The sequence below is a fragment of the Kribbella sp. NPDC054772 genome (genome assembly GCF_053611945.1).
Window position 1 is genome coordinate 154,522 of sequence record NZ_JBSHBJ010000012.1, and the last position, 15,730, is coordinate 170,251.

The window sequence follows — 15,730 nt, forward strand, 5'->3', positions numbered from 1 at the left end:
AGGGGGTTGTCCGATGGTGGACGACGTGGACGACGTGGGTGACCTGGACGACGCGGTCGCCGTGTTCAACGAGGTGCGGCCGCGGCTGATGGGGATCGCGTACCGGATGCTCGGCAGTCACTCCGAGGCCGAGGACCTGGTCCAGGAGGTGTGGCTGCGCTGGCAGGCCGCCGATCGGGCCGCGGTGCAGAGCCCGGTGGCGTACCTGTCGACCGCGGTCACCCGGCTCGCGATCAACGCGAGCCAGTCCGCCCGCGCCCGCCGGGAGACCTACATCGGCCCGTGGCTGCCCGAGCCCGTCGACACCAGCGCCGACCCGTACCTGGGAGCCGAGCGCGGGGAGGCGCTGAGTTTCGCGGTGCTCCTCGTGCTCGAGCGGCTGTCGCCGACCGAGCGGGCGGCGTACGTGCTGCGGGAGGCGTTCGACTACTCGTACGGCGAGCTCGCGACCATGCTGCAGTCGACCGAACCGGCCGTTCGGCAACTGGTCAGCCGGGCTCGTAAACGGATCCGCGCGGAACGGCGTACCGAGGTCAGTGGGAGCGAGCAGCAGACGCTGCTGTCGGCGTTCATCGTGGCCGCGCGGTCGGGTGATCTGAGCGCGCTGGAGACTCTGCTCGCGAAAGATGCGATCAGCTATTCCGACGGCGGCGGCGCGGCGCGGGCGTCGAAGTTCCCGGTCGTCGGGCGGCTGCGCGTGGCGAAGTACCACAGGGCGTTCCACACCCGGTTCTGGGTTGGTGTCGACGTCGAGTTCGGGATGGCGAACGGCCGCGCGGTGTCGCTGCTCCGGCGCGACGGTACGACGTTCGCGGTGTGCACCGTGACCGCATCCGAGGACGGCATCGACGAGGTGCTGTGGATGATGAACCCGGCGAAGCTGACCGCGATCGCCTGAGCTGGAGGAGCTGTGTCGAAGCGGGGCGATCATGCCGTCGTACACCGGTTCGCGACCGCGTGGCGGGCGGGCAGTCCGGGCGCGATCCGCAGCCTGCTCGCGCCCGAGGTCGTCGCGGTCAGCGACAGCGGCGGACGGGTGCCCGCGGCGCTCGGTCCGGTCCACGGTCCGGAGCAGGTGGCCCGGTGCGTGACCGAGTTGCTCGGTCCGGACATCGCGCTGACCGTCGAGGCGGTGAACGGGGAGCCTGGCGTCGTACTGCGGGGGACCGCGGGCGTGGTCGCGGTGGTCAGCCTGAAGCTCACCGGGGCGAAAGTGGCGGCGGTGTGGATCGTGCTGAACCCGGACAAACTGCGCGGCTGGGGCTGATGCCGCTCCGGGGAATGAACCCCACTCACTCTGGTGTTGACGTGTCAACCTAGACTTGGTGTGAGTGGACAAGGAGCGTGCGGACATGACTGAGGTGAAGTTCGGCCTCGACACCTTCGGGGACATCCCGGTGGACGACAGCGGCGCGCCGGTGACGGCGGCGGCCGCGATCCGGCAGGTGGTCGACGAGGCGGTGCTGGCCGACCAGATCGGCGTGGACGCGATCGCCCTCGGTGAGCACCACCGGCCGGAGTTCTCGATCTCGACACCGGAGACGGTACTGGCCGGGATCGCGACCCAGACCTCGAACATCAAGCTCGGCTCCGGCGTGACGGTGCTGAGCTCGGACGACCCGGTGCGGGTCTTCCAGCGGTTCTCGACCGTCGACGCGCTGTCGAACGGGCGGGCCGAGGTGATCCTCGGGCGCGGCTCGTTCACCGAGTCCTTCCCGCTGTTCGGGTACGACCTGGCCGATTACGACAAGCTCTTCGAGGAGAAGCTGCAGCTCTTCGTACGGTTGCTCGACGAGAAGCCGGTCAGCTGGGAAGGCACGGTGCGGCCGTCGCTCGACAACATCGAGGTGTACCCGAAGACCGAGTCCGGCCGGCTGACCACCTGGGTCGGTGTCGGTGGATCGCCACAGTCCGTCGTCCGGACGGCGTACTACGGACTGCCGTTGATGCTCGCGATCATCGGTGGATCGCCGGAGCGCTTCGGGCCGTATGTCGACCTGTACAAGCGGGCCGCGGAGCAGTTCGGGAGCGTCGCGCATCCGATCGGGATGCACTCGCCGGGGTTCGTCGCCGAGACCGACGAGCAGGCGAAGGAGATCTACTACGCGCCGTACAAGGTGATGCGGGACCGGATCGGCGCGCTGCGCGGCTGGCCGCCGCTGAAGCGTGAGGAGTTCGAGTCCGAGGTCCTGCACGGGTCGATGTACGTCGGCTCGCCCGAGACCGTCGCGCGGCGGATCGCTGCCGCGGTGAAGACGCTCGATGTCGGACGGTTCGACCTGATCTACTCAGGTGGACCGCTGCCGGTCAGCGCGCGGACGAAGGCCGTCGAGCTCTACGGGACCAAGGTCGTCCCGATGGTGCGGGAGCTGCTCGCGGAGGAGTCGGAGTGACGACGATCGGGATTCTCGGGGCCGGCAAGGTCGGCACCGTGCTGGCGCGGCTCGCCGTCGCGGCGGGCTACCGCGTCCTGATCGCCGGCTCGGGTGACGTCTCGAAGATCGCCCTGATCGTCGAGGTCGTCACCCCGGGCGCCGTCGCGACGACAGCGGCCGAGGCGGTCGCTGAGGCGGACGTCGTGATCCTCGCGCTGCCGCTCGGCAAGTTCCAGACGATCCCGGCTGCGGCGTTGGGCGGGAAGCTCGTTATCGACGCGATGAACTACTGGTGGGAGGTCGACGGGATCCGCGACGATCTCACCGACAAGCGGACGTCGTCGTCGGAGATCGTCCAGGAGTTCCTGGCCGGGGCCCGGGTGGTGAAGGCGTTCAACCACATGGGGTACCACGACCTGGACGAGGGCGCCCGCCCCGCCGGCGCCCCGGACCGCAAGGCGATCGCGATCGCCGGCGAGCCGGACGACGTCGCGGAAGTTGCGGCCGTTGTCGACGCCTTGGGCTTCGAGCCCGTTCCGTCCGGGCCGCTGTCCCACGGCAAACGCCTGGAGCCCGGAACCGAGGCGTTCGGCGCCAACGTGGACGCGGACGAACTCCGCGAGATGCTGGCCCGCTACCCGTCGACGGTGCAGGGCCAGGAGGTAGCGCAAGTCCGGGCCGGCTGACTGGCGGCTTGTGCGACCGCTGGCGTGTTGTACCGCGTCAGCGGTGAAACAACGCGCCAGTGGGTCAGGCTGCGAGGACCTGCTGTTGCTGCTTCGGGCGGACGGCTCGTTCTGCGCCGATGCCGGCGGCGATGACGCAGGCGATGCCGATCGCCTGCAGCAGCGTGGGGGACTGGCTGAGGAAGACCCAGCCGACCAGCAGCGCCAAGGCGGGCTCGAGGCTCATCAAGGTCCCGAAGACTCCGGCGTCGAGGCGGCGCAGAGCGAGGTACTCGAGGCTGAACGGGATGACCGGAAGCAGAAGCGCCAGCCCGAAGCCGATGATCACGAGCTGCCAGGTCATGACCGGGATCGTGCTCGGCCCGGCCACCGCGGTGGCGACGACGGCGGCGACGGGCAGCGAGACGCCCATGCCCTGAAGTCCGGTCACGCTGCTCCCGACGCGCTGGGTGAGCACGATGTACGCCGCCCAGCACGCGGCCGCACCGAGCGCGAACAGCACGCCGACGAGATCGACCGCCCCACGCCACGGCTGCGTCAGCAACAGCACACCGGCGAACGCCAGCCCCGGCCACACCAGTCGCCCGCGACTCCGCAGTACGGCGACCGACAGCGGACCGAGGAACTCCAGCGCGCTCGCCGTCCCGAGCGGCAGTCGCGCCACCGCGGCCATGAACAGCAACGTGACGCCCGCGGTCGCGACACCGAGCCCGACCGCGGCCAGGAACGACTTGCGGTCGAACGAGCTTGGCCGCGGCCGGAACAGCACCAGCACGATCAGCCCCGCGCACACCAGCCGCAACCAGGCCGCACCCTCCGGCCCGACGCGGTCGAACAGCCCGACCGACGCGGCCAGTCCCAGCTGGACCATCGTCATCGACAGCACCGCGAAGGCGATACCGGTGTCACGTGTGCGCATGCTGTCCAGTGAAGCCCGCGATTCCGTTCGCGTCCACGTGAGAATCATGGACAGATCGTTCGGGATCGCTGAACAATGCCGAGATGGACGTACGCCGTCTCGAACTCCTGCTCGCGCTGTCCCGGCTCGGCTCGATGCATGCGGTGTCGGAGACGCTCGGTGTCGCGACGTCGACGGTCTCGCAACAGATCGCCGCACTCGCCAAAGAGGTCGGCCTGCCGCTCGTCGAACCCGACGGCCGTCGCGTCCGGCTCACCCCGGCCGGTCGCCGGCTCGCCACGCACGCCGTCCACATCCTCGCCGCGCACGAGGCGGCCCGGGCCGATCTCGATCCGTCCGCGGAACCTGCCGGAACGGTCCGGGTCGCCGCGTTCCACACCGCGATCCGGGACAGCCTGCTGCCCGTCGTACCGCAGTTGCCGCCGGCGGTGCGGTTGGAGATCCAGGAGCAGGAGCCACCCGACGCGCTGGCGATGCTCGAGCGCGATCAGGTGGACCTCGCCCTGACCTACGACTACAACCTCGCGCCCGCGGCGATCGACCCGGCGCTGCACGCCACCCCGCTCTGGGACACCGCGTGGAGTCTCGCCGTACCGTCGCGGTCCCCGCGCACCCCCGGTACGGCGGCGGACGTGCTCGCCGCGTTCGCCGACAGCGACTGGATCGTGAACTCCCGCCACATCGCCGACGAACAGGTGATCCGCACCATCGCCGCGCTCGCCGGCTTCGAGCCGCGGGTCACGCAACGTGCGGACAGCCTGCAACTGGTGCAGGAGATGATCGTCGCCGGCCTCGGCGTCGCCCTCCTCCCGGCCGCCTACCCGAAAACCACCGGCGTCTCGCTCCGCCGCCTCCGCGACCCCGAGCCACGCATCCGCGCGTACGCCCTGACCCGCGCCGGACGCACCGGCTGGCCGCCACTGTCACTGGTTCTGAGCCACCTGCACTGACCCCGGTCACAAACCGCCCGGCTGCCCGGTCTTTCTCAATAGCTCGGGGAACAAGATCGAGGAAAGGGAAGACCCATGAGTGAAAGTCCGGTCGTCGTCCTGGTGCACGGTGCGTTCGCCGAGTCGGCCAGCTGGAACGGTGTCGTCGAGAGGTTGCAAGCCCGGTCGATCGAGACGGTCGCCGTCGCAAACCCGCTGCGCAGTCTCGAGGGCGACGCGCAGTACGTCCGGGACGTGATCGCGGGCATCGGCAAACCGGTCGTCCTGGTCGGGCACTCGTACGGCGGCATGGTGATCACGCAGGCCGCGTCGGACAACGACGCGGTGCGATCGCTGGTCTACGTCTGCGCGTTCGCGCCGGACCACGGTGAGACCGCGTTCCAGTTGTCGCTGCAGTTCCCGGGCAGCACGCTCGGTGACGCGCTGAACGCCTATCCGGTCAGCAGCGGTGGCAACGAGCTGGCGATCCGGGCCGACGTGTTCCGGACCCAGTTCTGCGCCGACGTACCCGCCGAGCAGGCCGCGTTGATGGCGGCCACCCAGCGTCCGGCCACCGAGGCGGCGCTGACGGACCCGCTGCCGACGTCCACGCCGGCGTGGCGGACGATCCCGTCCTGGTTCGTGTTCAGCGATCAGGACCTGAACATCCCGGTCGCTCTGCACCGCTTCCTCGCCGAGCGTGCCGGCGCGAAGGTCACTCGCGAGATCGCCGGTGCTTCGCATGCGGTCAGCGTCTCGCAGCCGGAGGCCGTCGCGACTACGATCCTGGACGCGATGGGGAGTTGACGATCGGACGGAGAAGACGGATGCGCAGGATCCTGGTGGTGGGCGGAGGGTACGCCGGGTTCTACACGGCGTGGCGGCTGGAGAAGAAGCTCCGGCGCGGCGAGGCCGAGGTGATCGTGGTGGATCCGCGGCCCTACATGACCTACCAGCCGTTCCTGCCCGAGGTGGTGGCCGGCTCGGTCGAGGCCCGGCACGCGGCCGTCTCGCTGCGCCGGAACCTGCGCCGGACGCGGATTGTCGACGGCATGGTGACCCACATCGCGCACGCCGACCGGACGGTCACCATCCGCCCCGCGCTCGGACCGGACTACGAGCTGTCGTACGACGTGATCGCGGTGACCGCCGGCGCGGTCACCCGCACGTTCGACGTCCCCGGCGTCGCGGAGCGGGCGATCGGCATGAAGCACGTCGAGGAGGCGGTCGCGATCCGGGACCGGCTGTTCACCGCCTTCGACCAGGCGGCCGGTCTGGAGCCGGGGCCGCTGCGGCGCAAGCTGCTGACGATCACCTTCGTCGGTGGCGGGTTCTCCGGCGTCGAGGGGTTCGCGGAGCTGCAGTCGCTGGCCCGGGCGTTGCTGAAGAAGTTCCCCGAGCTGTGGGCCGACGACCTCGCCTTCCACATGGTCGAGGCGACCGGCCGGATCCTGCCCGAGGTCAGCGACCGGCCCGGCGAGTGGGTGGTGAAGATGCTCGAGAAGCGCGGCGCGGTGGTGCACCTGAAGACCACGATGACGTCGGCCGCGGACGGGCACGTGGTGCTGTCCGACGGGTCGGAGTTCGACTCGGAGCTGATCGTCTGGACGGCCGGCAACGCCGCGACCCGGCTGCTGCGCAACCACACCGACCTGCCGCACAACGAACGCGGTCTGGTCCAGGTGCGGGCCGACCTGCGGATCGGGACCGCGAACGAGGTGGTCCCGGACGCGTGGGCGGCCGGTGACGACGCGGCGGTGCCCGATCTCGCCGCGTCGACCGAGGGCGCGTACACGGTGCCGAACGCACAGAACGCCGTACGGCAGGGGAAGTTGCTGGCGAAGAACCTGCTGCGATCGCTGCGCGGACGGGCGCCGAAGAACTACGTGCACCACAGCCTCGGTGCGATCGCGACGCTCGGCCTGGGCACCGGGATCTTCCAGTACCGGCGGCTCGTCATCAAGGGTCTGCCGGCCTGGCTGATGCACCGCGGGTACCACGTGCTCGCGGTGCCGACGTGGGACCGCAAGGTGCGGGTGCTGGCGATCTGGCTGGTGTCGTTCGTCTACGGCCGCGACATCGTGTCGCTGGCCTCGGTCCAGAGCCCACGGGAGGCGTTCACGACCGAGGCCAAGGCACCGAAGCTCAGCGCGTCCCGCCCGGGATGAGCAGATCGGGCAGGCCGAACGTGGCGCCGGCGGCCGGCAGTGTCGGCTGCCAGTCCGGTTCGAGGCTGAGGTAGCTGGCCGGGTCCGCGCGCAGCAGCCCGATCAGTACCTCGGTCACGATCCGCCCGCCGACCGGCCCGAGCCGATCGCCGTGAGCGAAGTACTCCGACTCCTTCAGGATGTAGAACCACAACGGCGTACCGCCCGGCCAGGTCTCCTCGGTGAGCGCCGGTACGCCGAGAAGCTTGGCCACCGCCTCGCCACTCGGCAGGCCGGTGGTGTCACCGCGCAACAGATCCCGCACCGCCAACGACCGGTACGCCGTTTCGTCCACCGCACCCGTCACTCGCTCGGGCAGCCCGATCAGGCTCGCGGCCAGCCGCCCGTCGAGCCGCTTCGACCGCTGCGCCCGCGGACGTCCGGGGACGTCGAAGACCTGCGCGAGATCGAGCCGCCGCTCGGCCGCCAGCGGTCCGAAACCCACCAGGTCGGGGAACAGCGGGTACTCCGAGCCGCCCTCGACCAGCCGGTACTTGTGCCGGATCTGCCCGTGCCCGTACCGGTACGCCGCATCCGCGAACTCCAGCGGGATGAACCCCCGCGACGGTTCGGGCGCGAACCAACTGCCGCCCTTGTCGAGCACCTCGTCGACCAGTTCGCGACCGACCAGCCGCGGCAGAAAGTCGTGGACGACGATCCACTGGTAATGCCACGTCAGCGTCACCCGGGCCTTCTCGAACACGTCCTCCTCGGCCACGCCGCTCGCCCTGAGCCGATCCACGATCCGGTTGTGCGCGTGCAGGAACGCCACGTGCAGACTCAACGAGAACAGGTGTACGTCGTTCCGCGGGTCGCCGATCAGCGCCACACCCTGGGGATTCCGCGGTACGTCGTACCCGTCGGGGTCGAGCAGGAACTTGGCCGGGTCGTCCACGTCGAACAGGTACGGCGTGCCGATCGGACCGTCGGCGTACAGCATCTCGAGGTTGAGCCGAGGCGAGCGGGCGTTCCGCAAACCGTCTGTGTCCGCGGGAACCCCGGCGATCGGTGAGCGGTCCGCGGTCGTGTCGTGCGCCACCAACTGCCCGAAGAACGGCCATCCGGCCGCCTGCTCTGCGTCATCACCACCGCTCCCGAGATCCAGCGCGGCCGCGGCGTCGCAGACCCCGCCGTCCGCACCGGCCCGCATCAACACGTGCGGATCCGTCCCGAGCGGCTCGAGGCCCGCGAACATCCGCCCGTACCGCGCCCCACCTGTCGGTCTGTCCACGCTCCGCACCAAGCTCAAACAGTGGTCGCGCGCCGCCGGATGCGTACTCATCCCAGTCCTCCTCAGCGTTGTCTCCACAAGAAAGACAGCACACCTCGGCCCCCTGTGACGAGGGGTCAGCTGATGCGGGTGAGGCGGCCGTCGGGGAGGACCCGGATGGTGGTTTTGCGGGCTCCGACGGTGAGGTCGACGAAGAACATCGTGCCGACGGTGCGCGTGGTGAAGGAGACCGGTTCGGTGGCGCCGGCAGGGACGACAGCGGACAGGATGCTGGCGCTGGTGCCGTTGCGGTTGAACTTCACGACCGGAGCGGGCTGCCGGTGGAAGATGTCCGGGTAGTACCAGCCCTGGACCGGGTCCTGCTGACCCTGGACGACCGTGATGCCGTCAGCGGGCGGCTGCTGCTGGTACGGGATCTGCAGCAGGTGGGTCTTGGTCTTGTCACCCGGCTTGCTCGCGATCGCGGTGGTGGGGGACTGGACGGTGACCTTCTGGTCCGGCGCCAGATGCCACAGGGTCTCGTACCGCTGGCTGCTCGTCGACTGGCCGCGGTCCAGCGTGATGATCAGGTCGGGGTCCTTCAGCACCAGCACGTCCCGCTTCCGGGTCACCTCCGGCGCCGGCGAGTCCTCGAGGGAGTACGACTCCCAGGTCGGCGTGATCGCGGCGCGCACCAGCCGGGTCTCGACGGAAGCCGTCTGCGCCGACGGGATCGTCATCACGTTGTGCGCGGCCTGACTCTTCGACCAGGCCTGCCACTTGTCGAGCTGGTACCCCGAGTGCCCCGGGTCGATCAGGACGTCCCGCCCGTGCGAGGAGTAGGTGATCGACATGTGGTCGTCGTGCCCGTGCAGCCGCCGCGCTACGCCGTACCTGATGCTGTACGTCGACTCGTTCGCGAACGGTCGCGTCTGGCCCCATCCGGTCCGCCCGAAGACGTACCCGGCGTCGAACACCGCGACTCGCTTCGCCGGCGCCTTGCCCTGCTTCCCGAGCGAGGCGACGTAGTCCAGCGACGTACCGACGGCCCCGGTCGGCTTCTGCCGTACGGCGTCCCCGACCTGCTGCAGCTCACCGGTCGACTTGGTCGCGAGCGCGAGCCACTCGGACAGCGCGGCCCGGCGCTGCGAGATCACCTGGCCCGGATCCGACCCGCAGCGCTGCAGGGCGGTGGTCGCGCGACCCCAGAGCAGGTAGTTGAACATCGCGTACCCGACCGACTGCTCGTTCGTCGACCCCTGCGGGTCGATCGCGATCGTGATCGCCTGGGTCAATCGGTCGACCGCCAGCTTCTTCAGCTCCGGCCGCTTGAGCGTGCAGCCGACGCCGAACATCGCGATGCTCTCGTCCGTCCCGTGGTTCGACGAGCCGCTCCAGTTCGCGATCATGAACTGCGCATGGTCGACGAGCGCCTTGTCGAGCCAGGCGTACTGCGTCGGCAGCGTGCGGACGTGCATCCCGGTGAGCACCGCCTGCCGCGTACACAGCAGCACGTTCGTGCGGTGCATGGTCGCTTCCCAGGCGCCAACGTCGCCCTTCCACGAGTACGGGTTGTCCTGCACCCAGTCGTGGATGATCGCCAGCACGTGGTTCAGCGTCTTGCGGTCGCCGCGCTGCCCGGCGGCGATGCCTTGGCCGAGCCAGCGCAACGAGTGCAGCCACATGTACCAGCTGGGCTTCTGGTACGGGTTCGAGCGCCAGTTGATGTCGCCCTTGCCGTTCCCCACCTTGTACGCCGGGTCGTCGCCCCAGAGGAAGGTGTCGTTCATCAGCATCGACACCGGGACCTTGGAGTCGATCCCGCTGAAGCCGGGGCACTCGTACGTCCCGGTGTTCGCGACCGGCGTCGACGGCGGGGGAGTGGCCGGGGTGTCGACGCCCGGCAGCGGCTCGTCGGTCGACGATGGCACGCCCGGGGTCGGGGAGGGCTTCGTGTTCGGGCGGGGCGTGCTGGGCGTCGGCGATCCGCTCGCGGCGACCGGCGTACTGCGGTCGCGGGCGCCGGGCATCAGCACGAAGACGGCGCCCGCGAAGGCCACACCACAGACCAGGACGCAGACAAGCGTCAGCGCGACGGTCGTCCCCCACCGCCTCGCCGGCCGCGCACCCACCCGCCCCCCACCACCCTTCCGAGAACTAGACGCTCCGAGTCCCCCGATTGGTTGCATCCGGCCCCGGTTGGTCGATTGCAGCTCGAACGAGCGAATTCTTCAAGCCCCGGCCGGTGACCCGCAGACAAGCTACCCGCATCACGAGTCGCAGGCCGCCGAGGGTACGAGGACGGGCGCGCGGCGGCCGAGGGCGGTCACGCAGAGACCGGCGACGCTGGCCGCGGCGGCCACGATCGCGCAGGTGACGAAGCCAGTGCTCAGGTTGTGGGCGGTGCCGAGCAGCGGGCCGAACGTCGCCACACCGATCGCGCCGCCGATCTGGCGGGAGGTGTTGAACGCTGCCGACGCCGCGCCGTGCAGGTCGGGCTCGACGGCGGCGATGGACTGCGCGGTCATGGTCGGTACGAGGATTCCGGAGCTGAAGCCGATCGGGAGCAGCGCGAGGACCATCGGCCAGACTGCGGACGCCGTACTGGCCCAGGCGAGCGCGAGCAGTCCGATGGTGAGGACGGCCTGGCCGAGGGCGAGCACGGTCGGGCGGCCGAGCCGGCGGGTCAGGGGCGCGGAGCAGAGGTTGGCGATCGAGATCAGGCCGGTCAGCGGCAGGAACAGCAATCCGGTCACGAGTGCGCTGAGGCCGCGACCCTGCTGGAGCAACAGGCTCATCGAGAACAGCACGCCGTAGAAGGCGAAGTTCAGCAGGCTGCCCTGCAGCGCGGCGGCCGCGAACCCGCGATCGGCGTACAGCCTTGGAGGCAGCAGCGGGCCGCGGACGGAGCGCTCGACCAGGACGAAGCCCACCAGACCGACGACGGTCAACGCGCCCGCCGTGAGGATCGCTGGATCGAGCCAGCCACGGGACGGCGCCTCGATCAGGGCGAACACGAGACCGCCGATGAAAGCCGTGGCGGCGACCATTCCGCCGACATCGAGCCGACGACCACGGCGTACGACGGCCGGCATCGAGCGCAGCGCCCAGATCGCGGCCGGGATACCGATCACCACGTTGACCGCGAAGACGGCCCGCCAGTTCGCGAGCGCCACCAGACCGCCACCGAGCAACGGACCGGCCGCCATGCCGGCGCCGCCGGCCGCCGCCCACCAACTGACCAGGCGGTGCCGCGTTTGCTCGTCGGTGGCCGAGGCGGTTGCGAGGACGAGCGCGCTCGGCAGCAGCAGCGCGGAGCCCGCACCCTGGACGAGCCGGGCCAGGTTGAGCATCAGCATCGAGCCGGCCGCCGCGCAGACAGCCGACGACAGCGTGAAGACGACGAGCCCGGTGAGGAAGGCCCGCTTCGCGCCGAGGGTGTCCGCGATCGCTCCGGCGCCGAGCATCAGTGCAGCGAACGACAGCGTGTAGGCGTTCAAGGACCACTCGAGCTCGGCCCGCGACGCGTGCAAATGGGTGCCGAGTTCGGCCAAGGTGACGTTCACGATCGTGCTGTCGACGAAGACCATGAACGAGGCGATCAGGGCCAGGGCGACGACGGACCGGCGGTGTTCGACGGGCATGGAACTCACCCTACGACATTGTTTGACACGCGTCGAACAATAGACCACTCGACGGGACCCGTTGACCTACGCGCGGGTCCTGACTACGGTGTCGGAAATCGATTTCTCCCACACACCGCCCGTCAGGAGAACCGAATGACCGCCTGCGATCTTCCGCCCGGCTGTGCGAACCGTTCCTGTGCCGGTGACTGTCCCCGGGCCCATCTGAGTCGCCGTACCTTCATCGCCCTCGGGGCCGGTGCCGCCGGTGCGCTGGCCGTCCCGGGCCAAGCCGTCGCCGCGTTCGCCGCACCGCCGGCTCCGGACCCGAGTGTGCTCTTCGACCGCGGCAAGCCGACGACGTACAGCGGCGCCGCGCTGCCCAAGATCGGGATGCCGGTCGGCGGCGGTACGACGGGCCAGGTGTACCTCGCCGGCGACGGACGCCTGTGGGCGTGGGACATCTTCAACCCGTCGTCGTTCCCGCTCGGTGGCGCGGACTTCTCCGGGCACAACTACGCGGATCCGCTCTCGGCCGACCAGCCGGGCGCGTCCCAGTTCGGTCAGGGCTTCGCGCTGCGGACCACCACGCGCGGCCGGACGACGAGGCGGACCGTCGACGCGGCCGGCTTCCGCGACGTCCGGTTCACCGGCACGTATCCGATCGGCCAGGTCTCGTACGCCGATTCCGCCAGCCCGGTCGCGGTCGAGTTGGACGCCTTCTCGCCGTTCATCCCGCTCGCCACGCTGGACTCCACTCTGCCGACGACGATCATGGCGTTCACGCTGCGGAACACGTCCGCCGCGGCGGTGCACGCGACACTGCTCGGGTACGCCGAGAACCCGGTCTGCATCGACAGCCGCGATCGCCAACCCACCACGTTGCAGGCGCGGAGCTTCTCGAGCGGGATCCAGTTCGGCGCGGTCGACGACCTGGCGGCCGAGCAGGGCGACATTCTGTTCGAGGACTGGGAGAAGGACACGTACGACGGTTGGACGGTGACCGGCGACGCGTTCGGGCCGGGTCCCGTGCGGCCGCTCGACGTACCGAACCTGATGAAGCGCTTCGGGGACCTCAACGTGTCGGGGACGCGATACGTCACGTCGTACGACTTCCGGGGTGGCGGCAACGACGGCGCGACCGGGAAGCTGACAAGCCGCGAGTTCACCATCGAGCGCCGGTACGTCGCGGTCGGGGTGAGCGGCGGACGCCAGGCCGGCGTCAACGTGGTGGTCGACGGCAAGGTCGTCGCGTCGGCGACAGGTGACGAGAGCGAACCGCTGGTCGCGCAAATGCTGGACGTCGGCGATTACCAGGGCCGCACCGCGCGGATCGAGATCGTCGACGCGACCACGGGTGCGTGGGGACACATCAGCTGCGACGCGATCGTGTTCACCGACCGCCCGGACATCGTGTTCGAGAACTGGGACAAGACGACGTACGACGGCTGGACAGTGGCCGGTGAGGCGTTCGGGGCCGGGCCGGTGACCGCGGCCGAGACGCCGGACGGGTTCCGGCGGCCGTTCGGGGTCCGGACCGAGCTGAACGTGAGCGGGCGGTTCGTCACGTCGTACAACTTCCGTGGCACCGGCGATCCGGATCGGTACACCGGGTCGTTGACGAGCCGGGACTTCGTCATCGAGCGCCGCTTCGTGACGGCGTGGGTCGGTGGCGGGCACCACAAGGCGGAGACCTGTCTGACCGTGGTGGTCGACGGTCAGGTTGTGGCGAGCACGGCGGGTACCGACGTCGAGCCGCTGAATGCTGTGTCGATGGATGTCGGGAAGTACGCCGGGCGGACCGCGCACATCCAGATCGTCGACAGCAACACCGGCGGCTGGGGCCACGTCAACGTCGACCGGATCCTGTTCAGTGACCGCCCGATCCGGCGGCAGCCCGTGGCCGAGCGGCCGGACGGCGGCACGTTCGCGCTGGCCGCGCTCGCACCGGGCGCGGTCGCCCGGCCGTCGATCGCGAAGTGGGACAGCACTGCCCAGCTCTTCGACTCGGTCGCCGGTCCGGTGGACTCCGACGGTCCGCAGGCCGGGACCGTCGCGGTCAGCGTCACGCTGGCGCCGGGGGAGTCCAGGACGATCCGCTTCGCCTACGGGTGGTTCTTCCCGAACCCGGAACGCGAGCTCTTCTCCGAGCTCGTCGGCGCCTCGACGTTCCGCCGCCACTACGCGAGCCGGTTCGCGTCCGCCCGCGAAGTCGTCGAGTACGTCGGCAAGCACGTCGACCGCCTCGAGCGCGACACGAGAACCTGGGTGAAGACGTGGTACGACGACTCGTCACTGCCGCACTGGTTCCTCGAACGCACGCTCGCGACCGCGTCCACGATCGCCACCAGTACGTGCTATCGCTGGGACGACGGCCGTTTCTACGCGTGGGAAGGCACGTACTGCTGCGCCGGCACCTGCGAGCACGTGTGGAACTACGCGCAGGCGATCGGCCGGCTGTTCCCCGACCTGGAACGCGACACCCGCGAACGCGTCGACCTCGGGATCGCGTTCCGGCCGACCGGCGAGATCGGGAACCGTGGCGAGTCGGGCGATGCGTCGAGCTCGTTCGCCGACGGGCAGACCGGGACGATCCTGCGGATCTACCGCGAGCACCAGATGAGCAAGGACGCGACGTTCCTGCGCCGCGTCTGGCCCCGGGTGCGGACCGCTGTCGAGTTCCTGGTGACGCAGCGGGACGGCAAAGACGAGGACGGGATCTTCCGCGGCAGCCAGTGGAACACGCTCGACACCGAATGGTTCGGCGAGGTTCCGTGGATCAGCGGCTTGTACGTCGCGTCTCTGCGAGCGGCCGCCGCGATGGCCGGTGAGGTGGGGGATACCGCGAGCGCGTCCCGGTACGCGGCGATCGCCGACCGAGGGTCGGCGTACCTGTCGGGGAAGCTGTGGAACGACGAGTACGGGTACTACGTGCAGAAGGTCGATCCGGCGCATCCGACGGCGGAGAACAGCAACCGGGGATTGTTCGTCGACCAGATGTACGGCCAGACGTACGCCGCTCAGCTCGGGCTGCCCCGGGTGTTTCCCGCGGACCAGGCGCGGACGGCGCTGTCACGGCTGTACGAGTCGAACTTCCGGGTCGAGCCGGGAACGTACCGGCCGCCGGGGATCGGGGTGGGCCGGGTCTACACCACCGAGGGCGAGAGCGGCGTGATCATGGCGACCTGGCCGCACGGCGGGTCGGACGAGACCCGCGGCCTGATGTACTTCAACGAGGTGTGGACCGGTCAGGAGTACCAGTTCGCCGCGCACCTGTTCTCGGAGGGCATGACGTCGGAGGGCCTCGCGGTCACGCGGGCGATGTACGAGCGCTACTCGGCGACGAAACGCAATCCCTACAACGAGATCGAGGCCAGCGACCACTACGCACGCGCCATGATGGGCTTCGGCGTCTACCTCGCGGCCTGCGGCTACGAGTACCACGGCCCCAAGGGCCACCTCGGTTTCGCCCCACGCATCCACCCAGAAAACTTCCGCTCCGCCTTCACCACCGCCGAAGGCTGGGGTCTCTACACCCAACGCCGAACCCCAACCACCCTCACAGCCACCATCGACATCCGCTACGGCCAGGCGTCCCTGACCACGCTGTCCTTCGAAACCGCACGCCCCGCACACCAGGTCAAGGCTCGCATCGGAAGCGCCTCGGTCCCTGCCACCGTAGTTGCCACCGGCAACCGAGCCGTAGTCACCCTCACCCGCCCAGCCGCGATCACCCCAGCCGGCGCCCTGCAGATCACTCTCACCTGAGGCTGAGACCCGC

General features: G+C 69.8%; 12 protein-coding genes. 8 read left to right on the forward strand and 4 right to left on the reverse strand.

What is annotated here, in order from left to right; translation table 11 throughout:
- Window positions 1–13 precede the first annotated feature (13 nt).
- The 4 genes from ACWGID_RS20880 (at window position 14) to ACWGID_RS20895 (ending at window position 3,061) form a co-directional block, all read left to right on the forward strand.
- Window positions 14–898 (forward strand): RNA polymerase sigma-70 factor, encoded by an 885-nt coding sequence (locus tag ACWGID_RS20880; RefSeq protein ID WP_452198854.1) that lies wholly within the window; start codon window positions 14–16, stop codon window positions 896–898.
- A gap of 12 nt (window positions 899–910) precedes the next feature.
- The gene (locus ACWGID_RS20885; protein ID WP_452198855.1) at window positions 911–1,267 is read left to right on the forward strand and encodes a nuclear transport factor 2 family protein; all 357 of its coding nucleotides are present in this window, start codon (window positions 911–913) and stop codon (window positions 1,265–1,267) included.
- 85 nt (window positions 1,268–1,352) lie between these two features.
- Window positions 1,353–2,393 carry an LLM class flavin-dependent oxidoreductase gene (locus ACWGID_RS20890; protein ID WP_452198857.1) on the forward strand — a complete coding sequence of 347 codons (1,041 nt, stop codon included), beginning with the start codon at window positions 1,353–1,355 and terminating at the stop codon, window positions 2,391–2,393.
- A complete protein-coding gene (locus ACWGID_RS20895; RefSeq protein WP_452198859.1) occupies window positions 2,390–3,061 on the forward strand; it encodes an NADPH-dependent F420 reductase in 672 nt (223 codons plus the stop codon). Before ACWGID_RS20890 ends, ACWGID_RS20895 begins: the two co-directional genes overlap by 4 nt.
- A gap of 64 nt (window positions 3,062–3,125) precedes the next feature.
- Here ACWGID_RS20895 and ACWGID_RS20900 read toward each other — a convergent pair whose 3' ends face one another.
- The gene (locus ACWGID_RS20900; RefSeq protein WP_452198861.1) at window positions 3,126–3,980 is read right to left on the reverse strand and encodes an EamA family transporter; all 855 of its coding nucleotides are present in this window, start codon (window positions 3,978–3,980) and stop codon (window positions 3,126–3,128) included.
- Window positions 3,981–4,063: 83 nt separating this feature from the next.
- Here ACWGID_RS20900 and ACWGID_RS20905 point away from each other — a divergent pair, with 83 nt between their 5' ends.
- From ACWGID_RS20905 to ACWGID_RS20915, 3 genes are all read left to right on the forward strand, one after another.
- On the forward strand, window positions 4,064–4,930 hold the full coding sequence (locus ACWGID_RS20905) for a LysR family transcriptional regulator (protein ID WP_452198863.1): 867 nt from the start codon (window positions 4,064–4,066) through the stop codon (window positions 4,928–4,930).
- Window positions 4,931–5,005: 75 nt separating this feature from the next.
- Window positions 5,006–5,716: an alpha/beta fold hydrolase gene (locus ACWGID_RS20910; RefSeq protein ID WP_452198865.1), complete on the forward strand. Its 711-nt coding sequence runs from the start codon at window positions 5,006–5,008 to the stop codon at window positions 5,714–5,716.
- 20 nt (window positions 5,717–5,736) lie between these two features.
- Window positions 5,737–7,077 carry an NAD(P)/FAD-dependent oxidoreductase gene (locus ACWGID_RS20915; protein WP_452198867.1) on the forward strand — a complete coding sequence of 447 codons (1,341 nt, stop codon included), beginning with the start codon at window positions 5,737–5,739 and terminating at the stop codon, window positions 7,075–7,077.
- On the opposite strand, the gene ACWGID_RS20920 is transcribed toward ACWGID_RS20915, so the two are convergent.
- The 3 genes from ACWGID_RS20920 to ACWGID_RS20930 form a co-directional block, all read right to left on the reverse strand.
- Window positions 7,055–8,347, reverse strand: a complete 1,293-nt coding sequence (locus tag ACWGID_RS20920) for a peroxidase family protein (protein WP_452198869.1) — start codon at window positions 8,345–8,347, stop codon at window positions 7,055–7,057. The two genes, ACWGID_RS20915 and ACWGID_RS20920, sit on opposite strands and share 23 nt — an antisense overlap.
- A 116-nt stretch (window positions 8,348–8,463) precedes the next feature.
- Entirely contained in the window at window positions 8,464–10,458 is a 1,995-nt protein-coding gene (locus ACWGID_RS20925; protein ID WP_452198871.1) for a heparinase II/III domain-containing protein, read from the reverse strand.
- Window positions 10,459–10,596: 138 nt separating this feature from the next.
- A complete protein-coding gene (locus ACWGID_RS20930; protein ID WP_452198873.1) occupies window positions 10,597–11,970 on the reverse strand; it encodes an MFS transporter in 1,374 nt (457 codons plus the stop codon).
- A 135-nt stretch (window positions 11,971–12,105) separates the two neighbouring features.
- Between ACWGID_RS20930 and ACWGID_RS20935 the strand changes: the two genes are divergently transcribed.
- Window positions 12,106–15,717 (forward strand): GH116 family glycosyl hydrolase, encoded by a 3,612-nt coding sequence (locus ACWGID_RS20935; protein ID WP_452198875.1) that lies wholly within the window; start codon window positions 12,106–12,108, stop codon window positions 15,715–15,717.
- Window positions 15,718–15,730 lie beyond the last annotated feature (13 nt).